The 24,798-nt window shown below is 42.6% G+C and carries 24 protein-coding genes; 5 read left to right on the top strand and 19 right to left on the bottom strand.

Features of this window, described 5'->3' with window-relative positions; genetic code table 11:
* Positions 1–89: 89 nt before the first annotated feature.
* The 12 genes from L2764_RS05065 to flhA form a co-directional block, all read right to left on the bottom strand.
* On the bottom strand, positions 90–581 hold the full coding sequence (locus L2764_RS05065; RefSeq protein WP_248939185.1) for a chemotaxis protein CheW: 492 nt from the start codon (positions 579–581) through the stop codon (positions 90–92).
* A gap of 7 nt (positions 582–588) precedes the next feature.
* The gene (locus L2764_RS05060) at positions 589–1,533 is read right to left on the bottom strand and encodes a chemotaxis protein CheW (RefSeq protein WP_248939149.1); all 945 of its coding nucleotides are present in this window, start codon (positions 1,531–1,533) and stop codon (positions 589–591) included.
* Entirely contained in the window at positions 1,514–2,308 is a 795-nt protein-coding gene (locus L2764_RS05055) for a ParA family protein (protein WP_248939148.1), read from the bottom strand. Before L2764_RS05055 ends, L2764_RS05060 begins: the two co-directional genes overlap by 20 nt.
* A gap of 44 nt (positions 2,309–2,352) precedes the next feature.
* Positions 2,353–2,829, bottom strand: a complete 477-nt coding sequence (locus L2764_RS05050; protein ID WP_248939147.1) for a hypothetical protein — start codon at positions 2,827–2,829, stop codon at positions 2,353–2,355.
* Positions 2,830–2,876: 47 nt separating this feature from the next.
* Positions 2,877–4,037, bottom strand: a complete 1,161-nt coding sequence (locus L2764_RS05045; RefSeq protein ID WP_248939146.1) for a protein-glutamate methylesterase/protein-glutamine glutaminase — start codon at positions 4,035–4,037, stop codon at positions 2,877–2,879.
* 114 nt (positions 4,038–4,151) lie between these two features.
* Positions 4,152–6,470: a chemotaxis protein CheA gene (locus L2764_RS05040; protein ID WP_248939145.1), complete on the bottom strand. Its 2,319-nt coding sequence runs from the start codon at positions 6,468–6,470 to the stop codon at positions 4,152–4,154.
* Positions 6,471–6,614: 144 nt separating this feature from the next.
* Positions 6,615–7,352: a protein phosphatase CheZ gene (locus L2764_RS05035; protein ID WP_248939144.1), complete on the bottom strand. Its 738-nt coding sequence runs from the start codon at positions 7,350–7,352 to the stop codon at positions 6,615–6,617.
* Positions 7,353–7,362: 10 nt separating this feature from the next.
* Complete coding sequence (gene cheY / locus L2764_RS05030) at positions 7,363–7,746, bottom strand: chemotaxis response regulator CheY (RefSeq protein ID WP_248939143.1); 384 nt, start codon at positions 7,744–7,746, stop codon at positions 7,363–7,365.
* 39 nt (positions 7,747–7,785) lie between these two features.
* Positions 7,786–8,505 carry an RNA polymerase sigma factor FliA gene (locus tag L2764_RS05025; protein ID WP_248939142.1) on the bottom strand — a complete coding sequence of 240 codons (720 nt, stop codon included), beginning with the start codon at positions 8,503–8,505 and terminating at the stop codon, positions 7,786–7,788.
* Positions 8,498–9,376: a MinD/ParA family protein gene (locus L2764_RS05020; RefSeq protein ID WP_248939184.1), complete on the bottom strand. Its 879-nt coding sequence runs from the start codon at positions 9,374–9,376 to the stop codon at positions 8,498–8,500. Before L2764_RS05020 ends, L2764_RS05025 begins: the two co-directional genes overlap by 8 nt.
* Before the next feature lie 4 nt (positions 9,377–9,380).
* Positions 9,381–11,009 carry a flagellar biosynthesis GTPase FlhF gene (gene flhF, locus L2764_RS05015; protein ID WP_248939141.1) on the bottom strand — a complete coding sequence of 543 codons (1,629 nt, stop codon included), beginning with the start codon at positions 11,007–11,009 and terminating at the stop codon, positions 9,381–9,383.
* An 11-nt stretch (positions 11,010–11,020) separates the two neighbouring features.
* Entirely contained in the window at positions 11,021–13,120 is a 2,100-nt protein-coding gene (flhA, locus tag L2764_RS05010; protein ID WP_248939183.1) for a flagellar biosynthesis protein FlhA, read from the bottom strand.
* Between the two features lie 430 nt (positions 13,121–13,550).
* Here flhA and L2764_RS05005 point away from each other — a divergent pair, with 430 nt between their 5' ends.
* The 3 genes from L2764_RS05005 (at position 13,551) to L2764_RS04995 (ending at position 15,096) form a co-directional block, all read left to right on the top strand.
* Positions 13,551–13,793 carry a hypothetical protein gene (locus tag L2764_RS05005; protein WP_248939140.1) on the top strand — a complete coding sequence of 81 codons (243 nt, stop codon included), beginning with the start codon at positions 13,551–13,553 and terminating at the stop codon, positions 13,791–13,793.
* A gap of 27 nt (positions 13,794–13,820) precedes the next feature.
* Positions 13,821–14,510: a hypothetical protein gene (locus L2764_RS05000; RefSeq protein ID WP_248939139.1), complete on the top strand. Its 690-nt coding sequence runs from the start codon at positions 13,821–13,823 to the stop codon at positions 14,508–14,510.
* A gap of 241 nt (positions 14,511–14,751) precedes the next feature.
* Positions 14,752–15,096 (top strand): helix-turn-helix domain-containing protein, encoded by a 345-nt coding sequence (locus L2764_RS04995; protein WP_248939138.1) that lies wholly within the window; start codon positions 14,752–14,754, stop codon positions 15,094–15,096.
* A 144-nt stretch (positions 15,097–15,240) separates the two neighbouring features.
* Here the strand turns inward: L2764_RS04995 and idi are convergent, their stop codons facing one another.
* The 5 genes from idi to ptsP form a co-directional block, all read right to left on the bottom strand.
* On the bottom strand, positions 15,241–15,825 hold the full coding sequence (idi, locus tag L2764_RS04990; protein WP_248939137.1) for an isopentenyl-diphosphate Delta-isomerase: 585 nt from the start codon (positions 15,823–15,825) through the stop codon (positions 15,241–15,243).
* 264 nt (positions 15,826–16,089) lie between these two features.
* Positions 16,090–16,545, bottom strand: coding sequence for a DUF4442 domain-containing protein (locus L2764_RS04985; RefSeq protein ID WP_248939136.1), 456 nt, complete (start codon positions 16,543–16,545; stop codon positions 16,090–16,092).
* A 135-nt stretch (positions 16,546–16,680) separates the two neighbouring features.
* Complete coding sequence (locus L2764_RS04980) at positions 16,681–16,926, bottom strand: GlsB/YeaQ/YmgE family stress response membrane protein (protein ID WP_248939135.1); 246 nt, start codon at positions 16,924–16,926, stop codon at positions 16,681–16,683.
* 180 nt (positions 16,927–17,106) lie between these two features.
* Complete coding sequence (locus L2764_RS04975) at positions 17,107–17,667, bottom strand: dihydrofolate reductase family protein (protein ID WP_248939134.1); 561 nt, start codon at positions 17,665–17,667, stop codon at positions 17,107–17,109.
* A 10-nt stretch (positions 17,668–17,677) separates the two neighbouring features.
* On the bottom strand, positions 17,678–19,942 hold the full coding sequence (gene ptsP / locus L2764_RS04970) for a phosphoenolpyruvate--protein phosphotransferase (RefSeq protein WP_248939133.1): 2,265 nt from the start codon (positions 19,940–19,942) through the stop codon (positions 17,678–17,680).
* 349 nt (positions 19,943–20,291) lie between these two features.
* Between ptsP and L2764_RS04965 the strand changes: the two genes are divergently transcribed.
* The gene (locus tag L2764_RS04965) at positions 20,292–21,503 is read left to right on the top strand and encodes a serine hydrolase domain-containing protein (protein ID WP_248939132.1); all 1,212 of its coding nucleotides are present in this window, start codon (positions 20,292–20,294) and stop codon (positions 21,501–21,503) included.
* Between the two features lie 129 nt (positions 21,504–21,632).
* Here L2764_RS04965 and dfrA read toward each other — a convergent pair whose 3' ends face one another.
* Positions 21,633–22,109: a trimethoprim-resistant dihydrofolate reductase DfrA gene (gene dfrA / locus L2764_RS04960; RefSeq protein WP_248939131.1), complete on the bottom strand. Its 477-nt coding sequence runs from the start codon at positions 22,107–22,109 to the stop codon at positions 21,633–21,635.
* Positions 22,110–22,571: 462 nt separating this feature from the next.
* Positions 22,572–23,000 (bottom strand): GFA family protein, encoded by a 429-nt coding sequence (locus tag L2764_RS04955; protein ID WP_248939130.1) that lies wholly within the window; start codon positions 22,998–23,000, stop codon positions 22,572–22,574.
* Between the two features lie 995 nt (positions 23,001–23,995).
* Between L2764_RS04955 and L2764_RS04950 the strand changes: the two genes are divergently transcribed.
* On the top strand, positions 23,996–24,798 hold an 803-nt coding region (locus L2764_RS04950; protein ID WP_248939129.1), incomplete at its 3' end, for a reverse transcriptase N-terminal domain-containing protein.

The following is a 24,798-nucleotide window of genomic DNA, read 5'->3' as shown; positions in this document are numbered from 1 at the left end:
GAGGTTTCTACAAACATTGAAACCAACATCCTCCAGCCGCATATTCTCATTTCACTGGGTTCCGAAAAAGACATCGGGATAACTCATCATTAAAGCTGAGAAAGCTCCACCCACTCTTCATCTGTTAATAATTTATCCAAATCAATTAAAATCAATAATTCATTATCACGGTTACTGACGCCTTGAATAAACTTAGCACTGTCTTCAGTCCCTACAGTAGGAGTATTATCAATTTCAGAGCGACGTAAATAAACCACTTCGGCCACACTATCAACCAAAATGCCCATAACTTGCTTTTCGACTTCGATGATCACAATACGTGTTGAATCACTCACTTCTGATTCAACCAAACCAAAACGACAACGAGTGTCAATCACAGTAACTACATTCCCCCTAAGGTTAATGATCCCTAACACATAATGCGGCGCGCCTGGTACAGGTGCAATTTCAGAATAACGTAGCACCTCTTGCACTTGCATAACATTAATACCATAAGTTTCATCATCTAACTTAAAGGTTACCCATTGTAGTACCGCATCTTCTTTATCTGCTGCCATAGCAACACTTTTTGAATTATTCATCATTACCTCAATTGCTTTCCTGACAGCTTACACCTTGATTTAACATATCAACAAACATTTTCACATCTAAAATTCCACACATCTGTTCTCTTACGACACCCGCTAGCCAAGGTCTTTTACCCTGACTCTTACACCATTGTATTTGTGATTTTTTTAATTGGCTCGTTTTCACAATTCGATTAAATGCCAGCCCCCATTGGCTTTGGCCTAACAAAGCAATGTATTTGTATTCGATTGTTTGCGCTAGCGCTTCATATTTTTCTGGCATCACCCAAGCACAGGTATCCACCACATTAATTTGTGAACCTCTGTGTTCCTGCATGCCTAAATACCAAAGCGGACGACCCACAATCGAGTTGACTCGCTTGATGTTAATAATGCCCCCCAAATCTAATAAAGGGACAGCCAAGATTAACCCAGCAAGATCAAAAAACAAGACTTGAAATTCATCATCGAGTTGTTCGAATAAAACATGAACACTTTGCGCTGCCTTACTTATTATAGCTTGATGATGAAGCTCTTTATTTCGAGTTTCGACAGCCTGTCCATGAATAGCTGTAGCTTGATTGTCATAGAGCGCTTCAGCCTGCTTGTCATAAAGAGTATCGGCATCTGAGTACTTTTCTTTAGCTGAGGCGCTATTTATCATCAACGCCATCGACCCGGAACCTTCCCCTTTTCCACTGTCAGAAACACGACGCTTATTCACTAATACAGGTGTGAGTTCAGGTGAGCGTTCCATTGAGAGTACAGGAGACAGTAGCGCCGATAATGCTTGTTTATTTAAACGAGCATTATCATCACTCACCTGAGTTTCCCTCTCTCCTACCCACCAGCCAGAGACTTTCTTCTTAGACACTGAATGCGCCTGTACCGATGGTTTGTACTCCGTTCCATCTTTTAATAGGGTTGAAAAAAAATCAAGGATGGCATCATCGTTCAAGTTTGACATGGATCTTCTCCTGCGACAGCATGAAGCTTAATAATCTGTCATAAGCCCTTGATCCACGACTTCGATAAGCAAATTGAGAAATCGGTAGGTGAGCCAAACTCGCTTGTTTAAACTTTACATCCACAGGGATCACATTCGGCCAAATTTGCTCACGGTAATCCATCATCAATTGTTTAAGCACTTTTGCAGCCCCGTGGCTCTTTTTGTCATACAGCGTTGGGATAACTGAAAAATGGTATTTCATTTTCTTTGAACGGCCCATTAACAACAGGGTTTTCACCATACGATCTAAGCCTTTTAACGCTAAATATTCCGTTTGTACTGGCACAATAACATGTTCACTGGCCGCTAATGCATTCACCATTAATACCCCAAGTACAGGGGGGCAATCAATGAGTACCACATCATAACGATGCTCTATTAACGATAATATTCTTTTTAAAATCATCCCCATGCCATCGTGGCGCCCTAAATTTCTATCGACGGTAGCTAAGGCCATGGTGGCCGGTAATAGTTCGATTTGCGGTACATTAGTCGGGACAATTTGCATTAATACTTTTTCAAGCGTTAACGAATGATGATCGAGAAATAATGAATATAACGATCCTGGCAGCTCATCTTGATCCATGCCAAGATAATAACCTAAAGAAGCATGAGGATCGGTATCAACAACCAATACCTTTTTCCCCCGTCTCGCTAACGCTCCTGCTAAGCTCGCTACGGTAGTTGTTTTCCCTACGCCGCCTTTTTGATTTGCAATCGTCCAGATCTTCATTGGATTATTCCCCTTCAGCACTCACTGATTAACAGCCTGTATTTTCAGCGAGTGGTGATCCTTATCCCGCCATGTGGTAATGCAATGATTTTCACTCCTTCTTCAGACTCCGCTATCACTCTCGAGCTTTGTATAGCAGGCTTGATCGTGTGATGAGTCATCGCAGATTTATTCATTACAGCTTTGTTCATTACAGTCACATTAATCCCCAGCTTTTCTATCATCGATTCTTTAGAAGCAATAGGCACTGAAGTAATACTCGTACTATCCTCAAGCTGCAGTGCTTGTTCTACTTGGGCTTGACTGACCATAGCTTCAACATACTCAGGATGCGCATTCATCCAATGCGCGATAACCGATGCTTGCTCTTTAGGCACACTTAATAAAATTTGACTCTGCTGCAAATCATGCACTTGTTTATTCAATCTATTATTTTTCTGCCAAGTGTCAAAATACAAGCCACCAAAAGTCACTGATGTCACCAGTAATAAAAAGGAGAGTAAATAACCCACTGAGCTCATGATGATTAATATAACCTTAAAGTCATTAACCGCATTTTTTCAATTCATTACCTCATGCCTGTTTCACATAAAATCGCATCGGCGATATCTTCCAGCGCCAATATTTTTGTGGCAAGCCCTGCTTTCACAACCGCTTGTGGCATGCCATAAACGACACAACTCGCTTCATTTTGCGCCCAAATGGTTGCCCCGGTATTTTTCAACATACGCGCTCCTTCTCGCCCATCGGCCCCCATTCCGGTCAGTACCACCGCGAGGGTTTTATCCGCTATCACTTTAGATGCAGAGGCAAAACTGATATCCACACTCGGCTTATAGTTCAACTCTTGTTTACCCACAAGGATCTTTATTCGGCCAAATCTTCCGCCTCTCTCTAGCATCATTTGCATACCACCTGGGGCTAAATAAGCACAACCCGCACGTAATAACTCTTCATTTTCAGCCTGTTTAACACTAATCTTGCACAAGTTATTTAATCGGCTAGCAAAAGCAGGGGTAAAAGCCGCTGGCATATGCTGAATAAGCAAAATAGGATAAGGATAATGAGCCGGAAACTGCGTTAATACTTTCTGCAATGCCACAGGCCCACCCGTAGAAGTGCCAATAATCACCAGTTTATACTGTTTACCACTGGCACACGTCACTCGGCCCACATTCGAGGCTAATGGTAACTCTTTGCTGATTTCAGCCGTTCGCATCGAAGACGCCGGCTGTTTGTTATCTTCTGAAGCCAGTAAGGGCTTTGTTCGTATTGGTGTATTATCTCGCGTTAAGGTGCGAGCCAAATGAGCGGGACTCAGACCCAATAATCGACGCCTACCTAAAAGTTTAATCTTTTGCTGTAATAACGTAATGGCAATGTCTTTATTGGTCGCGATATCTTCAAAACGTTTGGGTAAAAAATCCAACGCTCCTGCTTCTAATGCATCTAACGTTGCACTCGCCCCTGCATGGGTAAGTGATGAAAACATTAAAATGGGCGTCGGTGTTGCCTGCATAATGGCTTTTACAGCGCTGATCCCATCCATGATTGGCATTTCAATATCCATGGTGATCACTTGCGGCCGCAGACTGACAGCCATTTCCACCGCTTCCCTACCATTAACTGCCGTGCCTATCACCTCAAGAGCAACATCTTGATTAATCATCTCACTCACTCGACGACGAAAGAAGCTTGAATCATCAACAACCAGTACTTTTATACCCATTCATTTCCCTACACAACAACCTAATACTGAAAACAACATTATGGAGCAACATAATATACCCAATATTACCCAAACCCGTTGAACATTCAGGATCCAACGGCTTAAGTATATCGACTATCTTACATAATGTTTCAACAGTCCTGGCACATCCAAAATAAGCGCAATACCACCATCAGAGGTAATGGTAGCGCCAGCCATGCCCGCAGTACCATGTAATAAGGCGCCGAGAGGCTTAATCACCACTTCTTCTTGTCCAATTAATGAATCCACAACAAAGCCAATTTGTTGAGTGCCTAATTGCACAACCACCACGTGACCATGTCGATTTTTATTCTGTCCAATCTTACTAGGCTGGCGGCTTAACCAATGCTCTAAATAAAACAGCGGTACCGCTTTATTGCGAACGATCACCGTCAGTTGGCCATTAACCATATTCGTTTTATTGAGATCTAAATTAAAAATCTCATTCACACTCGATAATGGTAAAGCAAACACTTGTGTCGCCACTTCAACCATCAAGGTCGGCATAATGGCTAACGTTAACGGCACCTTAATATCTAACCGCGTTCCCTGACCTTTAAAGGAGTCAATATGGATCGTGCCGTTTAGCTGAGCAATACGCGTTTTCACCACATCCATTCCTACACCACGACCTGAAATATCAGAGATCTCAACTTTCGTTGAAAAACCGGGTGCAAAAATCAAATTATACGCATCTTGATCTGACATTCTTGATGCCGTATCAATATCGATAACCCCACGACCTACCGCTATTTTTTTCAGTTTTTTAGGATCCATCCCTGCACCATCATCTTCTATCTTCAATAGAATATGATCGCCTTCTTGGCTAGCCGATAAGGTGATCTTTCCGGTTCGCATTTTGCCATTGGCTTCACGCTCATCCGGCATTTCAATACCATGATCCACAGAGTTGCGCACCAAGTGCACTAATGGATCGGCTAAGGCCTCAACCAAATTTTTATCTAAATCGGTTTCTTCGCCGATCATGACTAATTCAATATCTTTATTCAGACTGCGTGCTAAATCTCGCACGACTCGAGGGAAGCGGCCAAAGACTTTCTTAATCGGCTGCATACGCGTCTTCATCACCGCACCTTGAAGATCAGCCGTAACAAGATCTAAATTTGCCAGCGCCTTAGACATAACCTCATCATCGCGCGCCACCCCTAAACTCAGCAGGCGATTTCTCACCAGCACTAACTCGCCCACCATATTCATGATCTGATCTAGACGAGCCGTATCCACCCGCACAGTGGTTTCAGTTTTACTTGAGCTTATTTTAACGGCTTTTTTGGGTAAAGGGCTACGAGACTCTGTGGCCTGATGACGCTTTTCTTTACTCGCTAAGACAGAGGAGTTCAAGCCACTGTCGACGTGTGCTGTGAACGCCACTTCACCTTTGGGACCCTTTCCCGAGCCATGTAATTCATCCAATAAATTTTCAAATTCATCATCCGTAATATCATCAGATGTCACAGGGGCTGCTGAGACAACTGACGCCGCGGTTAATGGCCCATTCAAGGGGCCATTCAAGGAGCCATTACCCTGTAACTCATCGAGTAACGCTTCAAATTCGTCATCGGTAATATCATCAGATGCCACTGGGGCTGCTGAGACAACTAACGTCGTGGGATCCGGCCCACTAAAGGGTCCAGTCCCCTGTAACTCATCGAGTAACGCTTCAAACTCATCATCGGTAATATCATTATTTGATGACAGACTGTCAGCAGCATCCTGACAGGCTTCCTGCATTAATTCTGCTTCAATGATGCCCGCTGGAGTGACATCTTGAGCCGCTAAAACCGTTGACTGAGATGATGGACCATGCCCATCACCGTGTAATGCATCTAATAACGCCTCAAATTCCACTTGATTGATATCATCGATGCTACCACTACGCACACCACATTGAATGGACGTATTCGCAAGCGTTAATGAAGGGCTTGATAATGCAGTCATATTATCATCAACACAGAGACTGTTTTCTGGCTGGATTAACCTTGATGATGTCACCTTTTGAGGCTCTGCAGCACTAAGCTGCTTTAGCAGAGAAAGTAAATGCGCATCGGCTGGCTCTTGCTCTTGACCCGCTTGGGTTTGCGCAAACATGGCATTGATAGTATCAATGGCCTGCAAAATGATATCCATTAATTCAGCGGACACTTGCCTCTGCCCAGTACGCAATAAATCAAAGGTATTTTCAGCTTCATGACACACGTCGACCATAGGGCCTAAGCTCAAAAAGCCTGCTCCGCCTTTAACGGTATGAAAACCTCTGAAAATGGCATTGAGTAAATCGGTATCGTCAGGGTTATTTTCAAGCGCAACCAACTGCTCTTGTAACAATTCGATAATTTCGCCTGCCTCGATTAAAAAATCTTGCAGTATCTCTTCATCAACATCAAAAGACATCCTTTCGACCTCTCCCTTAGAAACCTAAACCAAACATGACATTGTTTGTATCTTTATCAACGCACAAGAACATCCCAATGAGACACGCCCACTTTCCGTTGTACGGTCTGTGTTATTAGGATGCTCAACATGAGCCGTTACTGATTAAAAACCTAAACTGGATAACAGATCATCCACTTCATCTTGTCCTGTCACCACATCTTGGCGACGTTCAGCATTAATAATCGGACCTTCCGCTTCGACATTCTTATTGTCATTCCCTTGATAACCCACCATCGGAGTATCACAAAAAACCGTTAATAATGACACCAAACTGGATTCAACTTCTTTAACCAGTTCAATCACACGGCGGATCATTTGTCCGGTCAAATCTTGAAAATCTTGGGCTAACAAAATCTCATTTAATAATAACTTTAAGCGTTGAGAGTCCATCTCGCTGCCATCGATAAAGCCTTGGATCTCATGGCACAAGGATTTAAAATCTCGCAGTTCGATTTCACGGCACATGAGCTTATCCCAAGACGGCCGAATAGACTGAATATTGCGGCTCAAAGTGTCCGCTAGAGGCAAGCACCCCTCAACTGCATCCATGGTTTTATTAGCCGCTTGCTCTGTCATATCAATGACATAATTCAAACGTTCTTTCGCGTCAGGAATGTCTGTGTTAGCCAATTCAATTAAGCGCTCATCAACTTGAAAATCCACAATCGCATCGTGTAATTGACGCGTTAATCGACCCACTTCATCAAAAAGGTCTTTTTGTAGCGGGCTAGCAATCAGTTTTATCAACTCATCAGCGCTCGCTTGATCCCCTGCTGAAAGGTATTCCACCAACTGTTCAGCTTGCTCTAAACAAATAAGTGGTGAGGTTTGTGCTTCCATAGGCACCTGCTTAAGCTAATCGTTCGAAAATTTTGTCTAGCTTTTCTTTTAGCGTTGCCGCCGTAAAAGGCTTAACAACATATCCATTGACACCCGCTTGAGCCGCCGCAATAATTTGCTCACGTTTAGCTTCTGCGGTAACCATTAACACGGGAAGATGTTTTAAACTCTCATCGACACGAATGGCCTTCAATAAATCAATACCTTGCATTCCCGGCATGTTCCAGTCGGTAACAACAAAGTCAAAATCGCCTTTCTGTAACATCGGTAGCGCTGTTGAACCGTCATCAGCTTCTTGGGTGTTATTAAACCCTAAGTCTCTTAACAAGTTCTTAATGATACGTCTCATTGTTGAAAAGTCATCAACAACCAGAATCTTCATATTCTTGTCCAAGGTATCCTCCGCGGATTTATTTTTTACTTATTAAAGTTATTATGTGTGTGTCCAGTGCTTAAGCTTGCCTTTTAATCTGAGCATCGCTTGACTGTGTATCTGGCTCACTCTCGATTCGCTCACATCCAGAATGACACCAATTTCTTTCAAATTTAACGCTTCGTCATAATATAATGACAGTACTAAGGCGTCTCTTTCGGGTAATTGTTTAATCCCCTCGACTAAAGCACTATTAAACGCCACTTTAGCAAGCGACTCAAAGGTATCATCATCTTGAAAATCATCTCTATTGAGGACATCAATTGTAACACCTAAGTCTTCAATCCCCACAACCTTACCGACAGCAATATCATTCAAAATACGGTGATATTCGACTAATGACAGCTCAAGACGCTCTGCAATTTCCTGATCTCTGGCATCTCGACCTAACTCTTGCTCCAATTCATCGATAACGTGTGCCACACGACGTTGATTTCGATGCACTGATCGGGGTACCCAATCACCTCGACGAATTTCATCCAACATAGAACCGCGAATACGAATACCCGCAAAGGTCTCGAACTTCGCGCCTTTACTGCCATCGAAATTTGCAGAAGCCTCAAGTAGCCCCATCATGCCCGCTTGCAATAAATCATCCAATTGCACTGATGCAGGTAAACGCGCCAATAGATGATGAGCAATTTTTTTAACCAACGGGGCATACTCTTCTACGATAGTGCTTCTATTATCAAAACGAGTATACGCTGCGGCTTTATTCACTTTCATCATCCTTATAAATAGGGCGTTGCACGAGCCGCTCGACAAAAAACTCGAGATGCCCGCCTGGTTGTTGTGGAATAGGCCAAGTGATCATTTTATTCGCCAAAGCATGATACGCAATAGATGCTGGCGACTTAGGAAAAGCTTCCACAATCAATTTTTGCTTACGAACGGACTTCCTTAAGTTTTCATCAAAGGGTACCGTCGCCACTAACTCTAATGCCACATCCAAAAAGCGATCAGTCACCTTACTTAATTTGGCAAACAATTCCATGCCTTCGCGTAAACTACGCACCATATTGGCGACAATTTTAAAACGAAAAACCCCGTGCTCTCTGCTTAAAATCTTAATGATCGCATAAGCATCGGTAATCGACGTCGGCTCATCGCACACCACAATAACGACATCTTGAGACGCTCTGGAAAAACTCAGTACCATATCGGAAATACCGGCAGCCGTATCGACAATTAATATGTCAAATTGAGTGCGCATTTCACTAAAAGCACGAATTAAACCCGCATGCTGAGCAGGACTCAGTTCCACCATAGATTGCGTGCCGGAAGTCGCAGGAATAATGCCGACCCCTTTTGGTCCGCGTAAAATAATGTCATCTAATTCAGCCTCACCCGATAACACATGAGATAAATTCAAATCAGAACGTAAACCTAACATCACATCGACATTGGCCAATCCCAGATCCGCATCTAATACCAATACCCGTTTGCCTTTTTCAGCTAACGCCACTGCGGTATTAATCGAGACACTGGTTTTACCGACGCCACCTTTACCGCCTGAAACAGCGATCACTTTCACTTTTTCACTCGTTTGTTGATTCATCATACGTAAACCGCTTGCTTGATCCGGACTCATGGCTTCACTCAACTGCATAGATCAGATCATCTGATCCTTGACTATTTTGTATGGGTTCTACAGCATCTAATACCGACAAAGCACTATTGGCTAAATCTAAAGTATCAGCAACCTGCATATCTTCGGGGACTCTCTGGCCATCTGTCACATAACTTAATGGCAACCCGCTTTCTATTAGCACACTTAATGCGGGTGCTAATGATGTCGATTCATCGAGCTTGGTTAACACCACACCCGATAAGGCGATTCGCGCAAATTGCGCCACCGCCTCTTCTAATACTTTTCTTTGTCCAGTGGCCGCCATGACTAAATAATTTCGAATAGGTAGTCGACTATTGGCGGTCAAATTATCCAATTGCTGAAATAAACGTAAATCTCTTTGCCCCATTCCAGCAGTATCAATTAAGATCAACTTTCGATTTCTAAATTGGTATAACACTTGTTCTAATTCATTAATATCATGAACTTGCCTCACAGGGCAGCCCATAATTTTGCCATAAGTGGCTAATTGTTCAAACGCACCGATACGATAATGATCGGTAGTAATTAATCCCACATGCTCGCTACCATGATAAGACGCATAACGAGCAGCGAGCTTGGCTATAGTGGTGGTTTTCCCCACCCCAGTGGGTCCCACAAAGGCCACGACACCACCTTGCCTCACTATATCATCACCTTGATTATCAAGTAAATTAGCTAAGCTTTGTGGTAAGGTTTTCACTAACTCTGCTGGCGAATATTGTTCACTCAAACCAGAGAGCTTCTTGGCCACTAAAGGTGAAAACTCAGCCTGCAACAGTTTATTTTCAAACATGGCACCCACGGGATCGGTGCGCTGTTTCTTATCACTCATTAAACTGCTGACTTGATCGGTCAATAAACTTCTAATCGATACCAATTCTCGCTTTAATGCTGCCAGTTCTTCATCTTGATGAGCGCTTTTGTTCCTGACCGATTGTGCTGAGGCCTTAGGTGTAAATTCTGCTTTTTGATGTTGATAAGCACCGTTTTGTTCCTGAAGACTCTTGGCCCACTCCGGCATAGAACTGTTATCGGCCTGAGTAGACGTTTTCTGAAGCTCCGTTTTCTGAAGATCAATTTGCTGAGGCACGCGATTTTGTTGTCGCTCCAATAATGCCTGCAAAGAATCTGCCACCGCCCCTTTTTGTGGTTGGCCTTCTCTTCTGAGTGGTGTCATCGTTTGGCTGTTAATTTGTTCTTGCTTCGCTTTTATCAAGGCTAACTGAGCCGCTTTTTCTTTCAAATTTAAGCCCGACACTTTTTCCCATTCAGCAGCCGCTGCCACTTTGTGCACTTGGGCTTGCAGCGGCGCGGCTTGAGCACGGCGCTCTTGCTGGCCAAGAGACACTTTCTCTTCAGCCAATGAAGATAATCCTTGAAAATAACCTTTCTTGCGTGTCTTGACTGGAACCGTATGTTCCCCTGTACTGTCTGTTAAACTCGGTGTACTGGCTTTTGTTGTTTTAGACTCGTCATAATCAACCGCAGCCACAATTTCAATGCCACCAGTGACTTTTTTATTCGACATAATCACCGCATCAAGACCTAAGGTTTCTTTAACCTGAGCTAATGCTGAACGCATATCCTTTGCTAAAAACCGTTTAATCTTCAAAGATCACACCTCTACTTGCCCACAGCCGATACTATTCTGATCTGCTTTTCATCAGGCACTTCTTGATACGAAATCACCCGTAAACTCGGGATGGTATATTTAACAAAACGTGATAACGTCGAACGTAACATGCCTGAAGTGAGTAAAATCGCTGGTTGTCCCACCATTTCTTGTTTTTGAGCAGCATCCACTAATGACTTTTGCATACGCTCAGCCAGACTCGGTTCAATATTCGGTCCATCACCGCCGCCAGCTTGCATTGACTGATGCAACATTTGTTCCAACTCTGGTGCCAATGTTATGACGGGTATTTCTAGCTCAGGGCCACTGATCTCTTGAATAATCATGCGTTTTAACGCTATCCTAACCGCTGCCGTTAGCACTTCGGTGTCTCCGCTTTTAGGGCCATATTCCAATAGCGTTTGTACTATGGTCTTCATGTCACGAATAGAGACCCCTTCGTTCAACAAGTTCTGCATCACTTTCACTACACTGCCTAACGGCATCACATCCGGAATAAAACCATCCACTAATTTAGGTGAAGCCTCATAAAGCATGTCCATTAATTGCTGCACTTCTTCATAACCCAATAACTTTGCAGCATTATTACTCAAGAGTTGACTTAAATGGGTGGCCACCACCGTCGCCGAATCGACAACGGTATAGCCTAAGGTTTGCGCGTGCTCTCGCGTATTCGGCGTGATCCATACCGCCTCCAAATCAAAAGCCGGATCACGGGTTTCAATCCCCTCCAGCTTACCGAACACTTGACCGGGATTGATCGCCAATTCACAATCGTGCCTGATCTCCGCTTCCCCTGACACGACGCCCATTAATGAAATCCGATAGCTATTAGGTGATAAGTCCAAATTATCGCGAATATGCACCGCAGGAATAAGAAAACCGAATTCTTGAGATAATTTTTTACGCACCCCTTTAATACGATTGAGCAACTCGCCGCCTTGGCCTTTATCCACCAAAGGGATCAAACGATAACCCACCTCCAGCCCAATAGTATCAACGTGTTGCACATCATCCCAACTAAGTTCTTTGGGCTCATTACTGACTTTCTCGGTACTACCAGACTGGGCTAAGGCCAATGACGCCTCTTTGACCGCTTGCTTTTTACGCTGCATAAAATAAGCCCCCGTAAAAATACATAAGCTCAAACTAATAAACACAAAATGTGGCATGCCAGGCACAATGCCCATAATGAACATCACCCCTGCGGCAATAATCAAAGACTTAGGATTATCAAACATCTGGCTTATCACCATCTGTCCCATATCACCCGACTCATTTTGGCGGGTCACCATTAACGCCGCCGCAATAGACAGCAATAGCCCCGGAATTTGCGCCACTAAACCATCACCAATCGTCAACAAGATATAAATCTCAACCGCCGACGAAACATCGAGCCCATGCTGAGCCATGCCAATCACAAATCCGCCTAAGATATTAATCACTAAAATTAAAATCCCAGCAATGGCATCGCCTTTCACAAATTTAGATGCCCCATCCATCGCACCATAAAAGTCAGCTTCTTTAGTCACTTCTGCGCGGCGAAGGCGGGCTTGTTCTTGATTTAGGGTACCTGCATTTAAGTCCGCGTCGATGGCCATTTGCTTACCTGGCATAGCATCGAGGGTAAAGCGTGCACTCACTTCAGCGATCCTGCCAGCCCCTTTAGTCACCACCGCAAAATTAATAATGATTAAAATCAAAAACACCACTAAACCCACGGCATAATTACCGCCAATGACAACAGAGCCAAAGGCTTCAATCACTTTACCCGCGGCATCACCACCATTATGCCCTTCGAGTAACACCACCCGAGTCGAAGCCACATTTAACGCTAGGCGTAATAAGGTCGCCACCAATAATACCGTTGGAAAGGCGGCAAAATCTAATGGACGATCGGAGTAGATGGCCACCAGCAACACCATTAAAGCGAGGCCGATATTAAAGGAAAATAAAATATCCAATAAAAAAGGCGGCATGGGTAACACTATCATTGCCAGCGCAGCCAAGACCAATAAAGGTGTGCCTATGCCTTTAAAATGTATTGGCTTTAGCTGTTTTAATTGCCCAAAACTGGCTTTCACACCCATGGTTACTGCGTCCAAACTTTGACATATCATTGCAAAGTGCAAATTTCAAGCCAAGTTCGCGGCGCTTTCATATTGATTTAATAGGTTTTGTTAAGTAAAAATAATTGACATTGAGTGGATTTAGCGGTTTAATCTTAGCCATTTGTTAATTAATGTAAAGCAACACGTTGAGCAATAATTAACAATCAGTAAACATAAGCCGTAAGATTAACAAGCTGTAAAACGGATTAATACAGAAGCAGAGAATAAGCAGACAGAGTAGAGTGAGGCTTAAATCTGCTAATAGATAGTCTGACTCGAACAAGTCAGCCTAAAGAAAGATCACTGATAAGTCGCTCTAACACATAAACCCGAGTTGCTCATAGCAAGTTTGCAGCTCAACGATTGCCAAAAAATCACAGATAATCAACTTTTAATAAGGAAATACACTATGCCAATGGATATGCCAATCACAACCGATAACGCCCTCCAATTGATTGATAATCAAATAAGCGTTGCCATTCACAAACAAGTGTCAATCGCTCAGTTCGATACGACAACCATTTCTACTTCGAATATTGTAAAGGTGGTTGAAGAGTCGTTTCACTTAGCTGATGATAAGGAACCGATGATAGCTCTTTATCCTTTTATGGGCCCTAAACCTAAACCACAGGCTCCAATAATAATCGATTAATTATATTACGATAAGTTAGGATCTGGTATGGAAACCCTCCTTATTATCTTAGTGGTGCTCTTAGGTACTTGCTCAACGACTCTAGGATTATTTTATTATTCTAAGAGCAAGCCGGTTTTGTGGTTGATCACCTTTGCAATCACCGCCTATGTTGCCTTAACGGGGATTATTTCAATCTTTTTCCCGTATACGTCTTGGATAGCACATTTCACTTTTTCTGTTATCCCTATGCTATGTTTGTTTCACTGTCGGCATTACCCGAATTGGTTATATTTTTTATCCATACCTATTGGCGCTAAAATCATTGATGTTCTTTGGCTGAGTGATTATTTACTCACTCAAGTCCCCAGTTGGGTATTTTACGTCACTTATATTGGCTTTGAATTATTGATCATCACATTAATTTTTTATCGTGGAACTATTGCTAAGACATTAGGACTCAATGTGCATTATCGACGGATCCCCCAAGAATACTTACTTATGGGGGTTTTTAGCCTCAGTATCATCATTAACCTTATTACATTAATGGAAGATTTAATTCGTAATCATCATATTTTAGGTGATGTCTTTGTGCCTTATCAGCCGATGTTTTTCTATGACGCGTATTTATTTTTACGCTTCCCGCTTAATGTTGCTGAGTCGATATTATTTGTGATGCTGGCCTATTTTGCAGTGCGCGCCGATAGGTCAGAGCCGATAAAACCTGTGATTGTTTAACCCCATACTATGATGGAGATCTAATAATAAAGTGTGAAATATCAATGGAAAATGGCAAACAAACAGTAGTGAAAAAACGAGTAAATAGAGCAGTCAAATTTCAGTCATTAGGCTAACTAAAAAAGTATAAACGACTCAGTACACGGCTGTACTGAGTCCATTCACACTGACAAGCTACGGTGAACTAATCAAGAAAGCGAGCGGGTCAAAGGACAAGTTTTTAAAATAAAGGAATAAGCGCGTGACCGAAATGGATAGCCTATGTGAGTGTTTTTATTTAACCCAAGCCCAGCTTGGACAGATCATGAAGATGAGTGAAATCCAGTTAGCCCAGTGGCAAACAGGTGAAAAAAATCCCAATATCATAAAGATATGCAGGCTATTCTTTTTTTTAATTCGCCATTATACACGCTATTTTCATCATGATCTCATTGCCAAGGAATATCGCCGCGATAAAGTCCCCACTGTCGCCTCAACAAAGGCCGTCTGTCATTCAACAATTCAGACTACTATCAACAGTCATGCTAACAACAATGACAATCAGGGCATAACGGGCCAATCAACACCAGAACAGCCACCGGAGTAGCCATCAGATTAAACCCCTTCAGCTGCTTGTGGATAATAAAAATCGGTACACTTCGCTGTCTTTTGTGGAAGAATACGGCAAGAGAAGTAGCGGCCGTTGAAAAACAACCAAAAAGCATACTATACAAAGTATCACATAACAGCATTAACGAAACAGCGCGTCAACATCCTCACGATGCTGAGTCATCAGCTGTTGCCATTCCATTTTAAACCAAGGCGTTAGCCGCTCTGGCGAGGCGATCATCAAGCGGTTAACCTCCTCCATACTCATAAACTCAATATCTGCCACCTCAGCGGGATCCACTTTGATGTTCTGCTCAATTTTACCAATATAAACAGAGCACATTTCATGCTCAGCGCCCACATCTAAATAAGGCTCATGATATTCAAATTGATATAAATAAGTCAGCTGACTGGTAACGCCCATTTCTTCTTTAAGACGGCGGTTAACCGCCTCTTGAAATGGCTCTCCTTTTCGAGGATGACTACATACACTGTTAGACCAATATAAAGGCCATAAAGGCTTTAGCGCACTGCGTTGCTGCACCAATAATTGCCTCTCATTGTTAAACACAAACAATGAAAATGCCCGATGCAGTATGCCTAAACCTTGATGACAACGTAATTTGCTTTCATAGCCTGTAATAACATCATTGTTATCGACCGTCACGAGCAGATCATTTAATGATGTATCACTCTGATTTAGCCTTTCATTAACCCACTTATTCAACCGCTCCCCCTTACCCTAAACTCAGGCATAACTGCTAGGAAATAAATTATTTTGGCTCACTACTCTCAAAATGTATACATCACTTGATTGCTCTAGAGTATATGGCCTAAGTTTACACCTTTTAACAGAGAAGAGTAAAAATCACGGCCTTTTTAGTCAAGATTTAAGCTAACACACGCCATGATCCACTCACAGAACTGGAAGCACCTTTCCCATATCGACATCAACAAACTTGATAAGGGAAACGTGACGGGAAATAAATCGTTACTTACTGGGTAATATTCTTACCGCATAATCGGCGGTTAAAATAGATACCACTTCATCGGCGATATTCTTTAACTCAATATTGAGCTTAAAATCATAACGCCCAAATTCTCGCATTGACTGATTCATTTTAAGCGCATCTGCGGTTGAAAAAACCGCCTCAGCAAAAAGATCGGTCATTGCAGGTTTTTTAAAGTCTATGGTCACACTTCTCACTAAAGGGGTGTAGTGTTTTTCTGCTCTGGTTTCAAAAATCACGATCCCACCCAATGACTCCGCCGTTGCAAATTGAAATGCAGCATGAAAGCTATCAAAATGATTAGCCGTCTTTTCGGTTAATGGCACATGTACTCGATAGCGTCCTTGCGGCTCACAGCAATACTTTAACCCCATATAGTCATAAATATTCTGCTCTAATGACTGCCAACCTAAACCCTTTTGTTTACTCTTTGTCACAGCGTTCCCTTATCCCTAATAGGTTATCAATCTTCCTATTGTTCCTGATAAGCCACGAAAAAGCGAATGTCGACACATTCGCTTTTTCTTCTAGCGCCTCAAATCATGATGACTTAGGCGGCCACACCTACAGCATCACTTCTTGGTGATTTTACTCACCACAAAAAGTAAAATCACCGCACCGACGATGGCTGTCACTGTTGAGCCTATAAAGCCTGTCGCGTTCAGTCCTATTAAACTAAACACAAAGCCACCCAATATAGCACCCACTATGCCCACACCAATATTACCTAACATGCCAAAACCACTGCCTTTCATTATGTTGCCCGCTGCCCACCCCGCAATGGCTCCAATCACTAAAAATATAATCACACTCATCATCTTCTCCTTATAAAAATGCAGCTAATTTGACACTGCGTTGCGCATATCAAATTCGAACTATAAAAAAATTATAGGGCAAATCAACCTTTTTCGTCGCTCAGCCTTTTTTAGGCTCTAGGGGTCAATAGTCTAAAAATAGCGCTATCAATAAAAATAAAGCACCATATAGCATAAAATGATTCAATAACTGACTTTATACTTAATTTGAATAAAGTCATTAGGAAATGCACAGGCAGACGCCTTTTCAAGTTGAATCATATGATTTATTTTCCCAAAAAGAGGGATCCCTTCACCCAAAAGTATCGGCGCCTTGGTAATAATCATCTCATCGATGAGTTTCAAATTAAGAAAAGCGGTGATCGTTGTGCCCCCATCAATATAAGCGTGTTTAATGCCTTCTGACGTCAATTGCTTCACTAATTGCTGAATATCCCCCGCATACATTTCAACTTTACCATGAAGATTATCGGGAGGGGTTTGAATAGAATGACTCAATACCACAATACGAATATTTCCATAGGGCCACTGCTCAGGGGGAATATTCATATTCGAAATCACTTCCATACACTTTCGCCCCATGATCATGCAATCCACAGAACGAATAAAGCGGTTAAACCCCATATCCTGATCATCTCCCATGTCGGCCTTTAAATCACCAACAGCATGGAGCCAATCGACACTGTCATCCATTTTTGCAATATAACCATCCACACTGGTCGCTATGTACACTGAACATTTCATATTCTTCTTCCTAACCACGCTTCATTTTACGATCATCGATTTTAAACATGTCTTGTAAGCCCTTATCCTTCATCGCTTGCTGAATATGACAGCGTATATCATCGACATCATCAAGCAGCAAGCAATCCGCCAAGATCTGCTGTGCCCATTGCACCTCAATATTGCGAATAAGCCATTTTATACGCGGCAGCTTTGCGGCACTCATACTCAATCGCTGTATGCCCATCCCCATCAATAAAACGACAGCGATGGGATCGGAGGCCATTTCACCACATAGACTTAATGGCAATTGATACTGTTTAGCCAATTGCACCGTACGATACACTTCATGAATAACGGCGGGATGCACATGATCATAACGATCGGCAACATGTGGGTTATTACGATCAAGAGCTAACAAGTACTGACTTAAATCGTTTGATCCAATAGAAATAAAATCCAATCTATTGGCCCATAAAGGAATTTGTGAAACGGCAGCGGGTACCTCAATCATGATCCCAACCTTAGGCCAATGCATGCTTAACCCATCGGCTTGAAGCTGTGTGTAAGCATCTTTTAACACGATTGAAAATTGGGTCAATTCATGACTCGAGGTCACCATAGGCAATAGAATATGTAGGCTTTTCATACCGCTAGAGGCACGTAGCATAGCCCGTACTTGGGTCATTAATAATTGAATATTATCCAGTGTAAACCGTATACCTCGCCACCCTAAAGCAGGATTATCTTCATGTCGAATAGGAAAATAAGGTAACTGTTTATCGCCTCCGATATCTAAGGTTCGCATGTAAACGGGTTTACCTTCATACGCCTCAAATACTCGACGGTAAACGCGTACCTGCTCGTCCTCACTCGGAAAGCTGTCTCCCACCATAAAGGGGATTTCGGTGCGATATAAGCCAACGCCCTGTGCGCCGCTTTTTACCCCAGGGGTGATATCGGCCAATAAGCCCGTATTGGTCAATAGTTCAACTTCATAATGATCTAACGTTATCGCCGCTAATGTTTTTAGACTGTGCAGCTTTATGGTCACTTTTTGTTCTTGACGGATCAGCCTCTTATAAGCTTTTTTTAACAAGGCGCTGGGTTGTAAAATAACTTGTGCTTCATTGCCATCCACAATCATAAAATCATGCATGTCCACATTTTTGATTTGCCCTATTCCCATAACAGCGGGTATGCCCATGGCATTGGCCAATATTGAGGTATGGGATAAACTCGACCCTTCAAAGCAAATAATACCCGCTAAGAACTCACTGGGGATACTGGCAATGTCACTCACACTCACTTGAGCGCCAATTAATATCACTGGGCTCTTATGTTCAACGGAAGCATGTTTACCGCCGCCCTTCCAGATATGAATTAATTTATTACCCAGATGGATAATATCTTCGGCACGCGCATTGAGATAGGGATCCGCCATTTTTTTAAAATGATTAGCAAAAAAGTAAATACCGTGTTTTATCGCACTGGGCAATGCAAAGCCATCATAAATATATTCTTCAATCTTTTCACTTAAAACGACATCGCTTAAGAGCAGGTGATAGGCATCAAAAATAGAACAAATGCTAGGACTCATATTGTCCCCTAGGCTTTTTTGCTCGTTGATTAAATCATCTTGTACCTGCGATAATAATTTTTGCCACTCTTGTACACTTTCTTGTGGCTTATCATTATGGACATCCACCACTTCTGACAATTGCGTTAAGCCACACAGCAACGCTTTACCTAAGGCAATACCTTCAACACTTTTAATCCCTTTATAGCGGATGTTCTGTTTAACACCAATATCATGACTCTTCGGAATATTCACCATGATAAAGGCCAGTTGCGCTGCTAAGGTTAATAAAAAGGCTTCTTCTTGCTCACTTAACACCTGCGCTTTTTTATTTTGTACTACCAAGACGCCAACAACCTCACCGTGATGCACTAAAGGCACACCACAGAAGCTGTTAAATTGCTCTTCTTTAGTGCCCTGCACATAAAAATACGCACTCTGAGCACTCGCAATCGCTAAATTAAGTCCATGACGTTCCTTGGCCACGAGACCAACCAAGCCCTTGCCAGCAGGAATACAAATGGGTTGATTGACTTGCAAACCATGACTGATCAGCAATTCCATTTCATGTTTGGTATTCACCCTATATAAACTGCACACATCCCGATTGACCGCCGCACTCACACTATCGACAATAAAGCGTATTTGCTGCTGCGGTGTATCAATAAATGATACCGCTTGCAAAATGTGCGTTAATTCTAACATCGGGTCTTTCATTACCTTTAGATTCCTTATTTCAAGTGCTAATGGTCACAAATCTCACTGTATACCGAAAATGACGCTAATAAAATGATACCCTGATCGTCGGGATCACTCTCCGCCATCGCAGCCATTAACGATAACACTCAGTAATAAGCAACAATAATGAACACTTTTTCGTTATTTTTAACTCTATTTCTTTAAAAGTCATACATCTTGTTTTATGCTTGACTCACTATGCATTATGTTAAAAAAGTGATGAGTCGATGTATGATTGCGATTAATCTCTTCTGCTAACAAAATAGTGACCCACATAATGCCACTAAAATAATAATTACCGTATAAAAACAAATCACAGAGTGTATTCATGTCTTTAAAAACTGCCATCTCTCCACTCACCACCATTTTGACCATAGTGTGTGGTATTGCCTTCTTTTCATCAAGCGTACAAGCATCACCTTTCCAAACTATTAGCGATGATTTTAAACAGCAATTTCACCAAAGTTTAAAAGAGAGCAAGGTTCCCGGTGGGGCCTTTGTGATTGTCGAAGACGATCACATTCTCAAGCTCAGCACCTATGGCAAACGACATAAAAACAGTTCACTCGATATTAATGCCGATACGGTCTTTCGTCTCGCTTCGGTGTCTAAAACTTTCGCAGGTACATTAACCAGTCAGTTAGTGCACGAGCATAAACTCAACTGGCAACAACCGATCACCCAATATTTGCCTGAATTTAGCCTCGCAAACCCAAAACAAAGCCAGCAGATCACGCTGGCACACATTATCGGTCAAAGTACTGGGCTCATGCCCAACAGCTATGACAATATGATCGACGCCAACGTTAAATTAGACAAAATTGTGCCCAAGTTCGCTAAGCTCAACCCGATATGTTCACCGGGGAAATGCTATGGTTACCAAAATGTCGCCTTCTCATTTATTCAACCGGCCATCGAGCAGCAAACGGGCCAAGAATACGCCCGTTTACTCGAGCAGCGTATCTTTACGCCTTTAAATATGCACTCCGCCTCTGTGGGATTTGAGGCCTTTAGTCAAGAGATCAATCGCGCCGAACCCCACATCAAAACCCGCTCAGGCTTTAAACAAGTCACTGTTAACCCCAATTATTATCAATTGGCTCCCGCTGCGGGCGTCAACGCCAGCATTACCGATATGGCTCAATGGCTTATGGCCAATCTTGGCACCCGCCCTAATGTGATAAGCCCTGATGTACTTCAAGATATTACCACGCCAGGGGTGCGTACGAGCAAAGAGCTAAAGCGCCGTGAATGGAAACACTATCTCGATGATGCTCACTATGGTAAAGGCTGGCGAGTCTATGAATTTGAAGGTAATCCACTGATTTATCATGCTGGATGGGTCGCGGGCTATGTGGCAGAAATCGCCTACTCACCCGAACTCAAGCTCGGTATGGTCATGTTAATGAACGCCGAGTCACGGGTCATCTCTAAGCTAGGATCCCATTTTTGGCACGCCGTCTTTAAGCAAGGCGCAAAACAAATATCAGTACAAACGTCCCAACAAGCCAAGCTCAGCAATACAAAAGCATCAAAATAACACAAGCTAAATGCCAACAATCAGTGCGATACAATTAAAACGATCCATGACATTGATTAACCACGTGATAAGTATTTGATAAGTAACGGCGTAATGCCATATAACCACCTTTTTACTCGCCAGCTAGCGTTACTGACTTTTTTGCCAGATTTGATAGGTATAGTTGATGTTAGACTCAAAACCTTGTTCAAAAACCAAGGTGAATGTATCCGGGATCATGGGGAAAAAGATATCACCATCGGGTTCAATATCCATTATGGAAATATGCAGCGTATCCACTTGCGTAATCAAGCTCGCATATAATTCACCTCCATCCGCGACAATAACATGGTTTGTCATTGTATCTAATTGTGCTAACGCATCCTCAATTGAAGAGAAAACGAAGACATTTTCATCTGTTGAAGTAAAGTCTGATCGAGTCACTACCGCATATTGTCGATTTGGAAGCGCTCCCATTGACTCAAAGGTCTTGCGTCCTACAAGAAGCCATTGATTATAGGTCATGGCCTTAAATAGCAGTTGTTCGCCTTTAGCCCTCCATGGAATGTCAGGACCATTACCGATAATACCCTGCTTTGATTTCGCCGCCATGAGTGATAACTTCATGGTTTATTTCCCCTGCATCATTATTATCATTTTATATTCAACAGCATAGATAGTTTCACAGATTCAAGCAATAAGAGAGTTCAATTCAATGATTAAGCCTGTCCTAAGATTGCTTTTACTTTTCACTCGTTTTCATTGATTTTCAATGTGAGCGGCTTTTGACTCGGTTTCGATTACGCCCTGCCAATAACCGACGTTGACCCACCGATTAAATTTAAAACCCACTTCTTTAAAATGTGCCACCGGCTCCATTCCTAACTTTTCATGCAAAAGTCGTTACCGTCTCTGAGATATAGTCATTATAAACCTCGATGGTCGCCTGTACGTCTTCATCACTTACCGCTCTTATCACAGTGAATCCTTATCCTTAAGTCCCATCTTTAAGTTCGATCGCTAAGTTCAATCGTTATACCCAATAGTTAAGCCCTAGCAATGAGCTTCCCACTCAGCAACATGATTTAACTACGGTTCTTCAGGTGTCTTTTCCTCATAAAAGCTTATTTGATTATGCACCCCATTAGGAATGACCTCCCAACTCGCTTTAGAACCCACATACAGATGCCGACTGATGACTATATCGGGATCGCCATTCAGGCAGCCTAAAGTCACGCCATGAATGACCCCATTAAAAGTCCCACACAATGTGGAACCGCATTGACAACAAAACTGCAAACCGAAGCCTTGTTTACTCGCATAGGATGTTAATAGGTGTTGACCCGAAAGCCAGCTAAATGTTTGAGGTTCAACAAGTGCATAAGCGGAAGCTTGCGCGCTAAATGCTTTACGGCAGCGAGAACAATGACAAGATCTCGCATCACGAAGCTGACCGTCCACTTGGTATCGAACCTCTCCACAAAAACATTCACCCGTTATCACCATTTTATCCTTCAATCGTTGTCCTCCCACTCAGTGTTTGTCAAAATCACCAACCCACTTCCGCGCGCCCACTTTAATCAGGCCACGATACATTATTATCATTCCCCATAAAGGTAACACCCATATTTTAAGTAATTAAAGGACAACCTAACATGATAAGCCTGTCCTAAGTTAGGCAAGATTAATATTATAAAAGTCAATTGCCTCAACCAAGTCACCTACAGCTTTAGCACAACTAACTCAATAAAAAGGTGGATAACATAGGCTAAAACGACTCACTTTCCTAAAGTATCCTCAACCCTCAAAGTGGTGACATTGGCTAAATATTAACAGGGCTATTTTTAATCTTTATCGCTAAGTTAACGAGGGTTTTTGCGGTGTTCGATAGGGATTTAAACTGAGTACTAAACCCGCGTGAGGTACCATCATTCTTATGTTTGTGCGACGTGAGGTCGTATGAAACGCTGTTCACCGCTTATGAGTGAACCATCTGTATCACCAGATGACCCTATGACTCTGAATAAAGAAGCGAGTCTGACAATGTAACAAAGTCCATTGGACGGGAAAAGAATCGTGAGAGGACGTTCCTCCTGACAACCACGAGTCGGGTAAGTGCTAGGGAGTCAGTATGATGAACATAAGTGAATCCATATAAGATGCGTAATTAATGAAACAGCGGAAGTGGTTAATACGCTGTGGCCAAAATGGCAATGAGAGTAGGAAAGACATTGAACATTATTCTTTCGTGATCACAACGCTCTCCGCATTATAGTGGGCATCTAACCTGACATTGCGCGACATACGGAACACGGTAAGCCTGTATCGCTCCCTACGGGAAAGCACTCTGTGAAGAGAGCCGATGGCGATGCAGGTAAAGGAGGCTGGAGAAAGCCAAAGCTACATTGTAATGATGTAGATACAGACACATGTCTGGCACGAAAGTGAGCCCACTTCCAGCTGGTCTCTCGTTGCAAGATAATTTGAAGAACTTTATTTAAGGAGGAACGCAAATGATGATTTCAAATGAAATTAGTGCCCCTTCTGACGGTGCTAAATGGCAATCCATTAACTGGAAAGCGATTGAAAAACAGGTGTTAAAGCTTCAAATGCGTATTGCAAAGGCAACTAGAGAAGGTAAACGCGGCAGAGCTAAAGCATTGCAGTGGATACTGACTCACTCGCTAGCAGCAAAATACCTTGCTGTTAAGCGAGTATCGCAAAACAAAGGCAGTAAAACGCCTGGAATAGACGGCATCATCTGGAACAGCGATGCACGTCGTATGAAAGCGGTTAACCAACTGAGAAGAAAGGCTTATCAAGCTAAACCTCTCAAGCGTATCTATATTCCCAAGAAAAACGGCAAATCCAGAGCATTAGGCATCCCATGCATGATTGACAGAGCGCAGCAAGCACTCCATCTTTTAGCGTTAGAGCCTATATCTGAAACACTTGCTGACCCAAACAGTTATGGTTTTCGACCTAGCCGAAGCACGGCAGATGCCATTGCCCAATGTTTCATTTGCTTGAGTCAAAAGAGAGCTGCTCAATGGGTTCTTGAGGGAGACATCAAAGCCTGTTTCGATACGATTAGCCATCAATGGCTCATCGATAACATTCAATTAGACAAAAGAATGATGAAACAATGGCTTGAGTGTGGCTTTATGGATAAAGGACTGTTCTACAAAACCAATGAAGGTACGCTTCAAGGTGGGATTATTTCTCCCACACTGATGCTATTGACGCTCGCGGGGGTAGAACAACTGATTAAATCCACCGCGCTTAAAAAGGGTTATAGAGTCAACTTTATAGGGTA

The organism is Shewanella surugensis (genome assembly GCF_023284005.1).
GTDB lineage: Bacteria > Pseudomonadota > Gammaproteobacteria > Enterobacterales > Shewanellaceae > Shewanella > Shewanella surugensis.
Note: the sequence above shows the minus strand (reverse complement) of the source record. Positions and strands in the feature narration are given on the sequence as shown.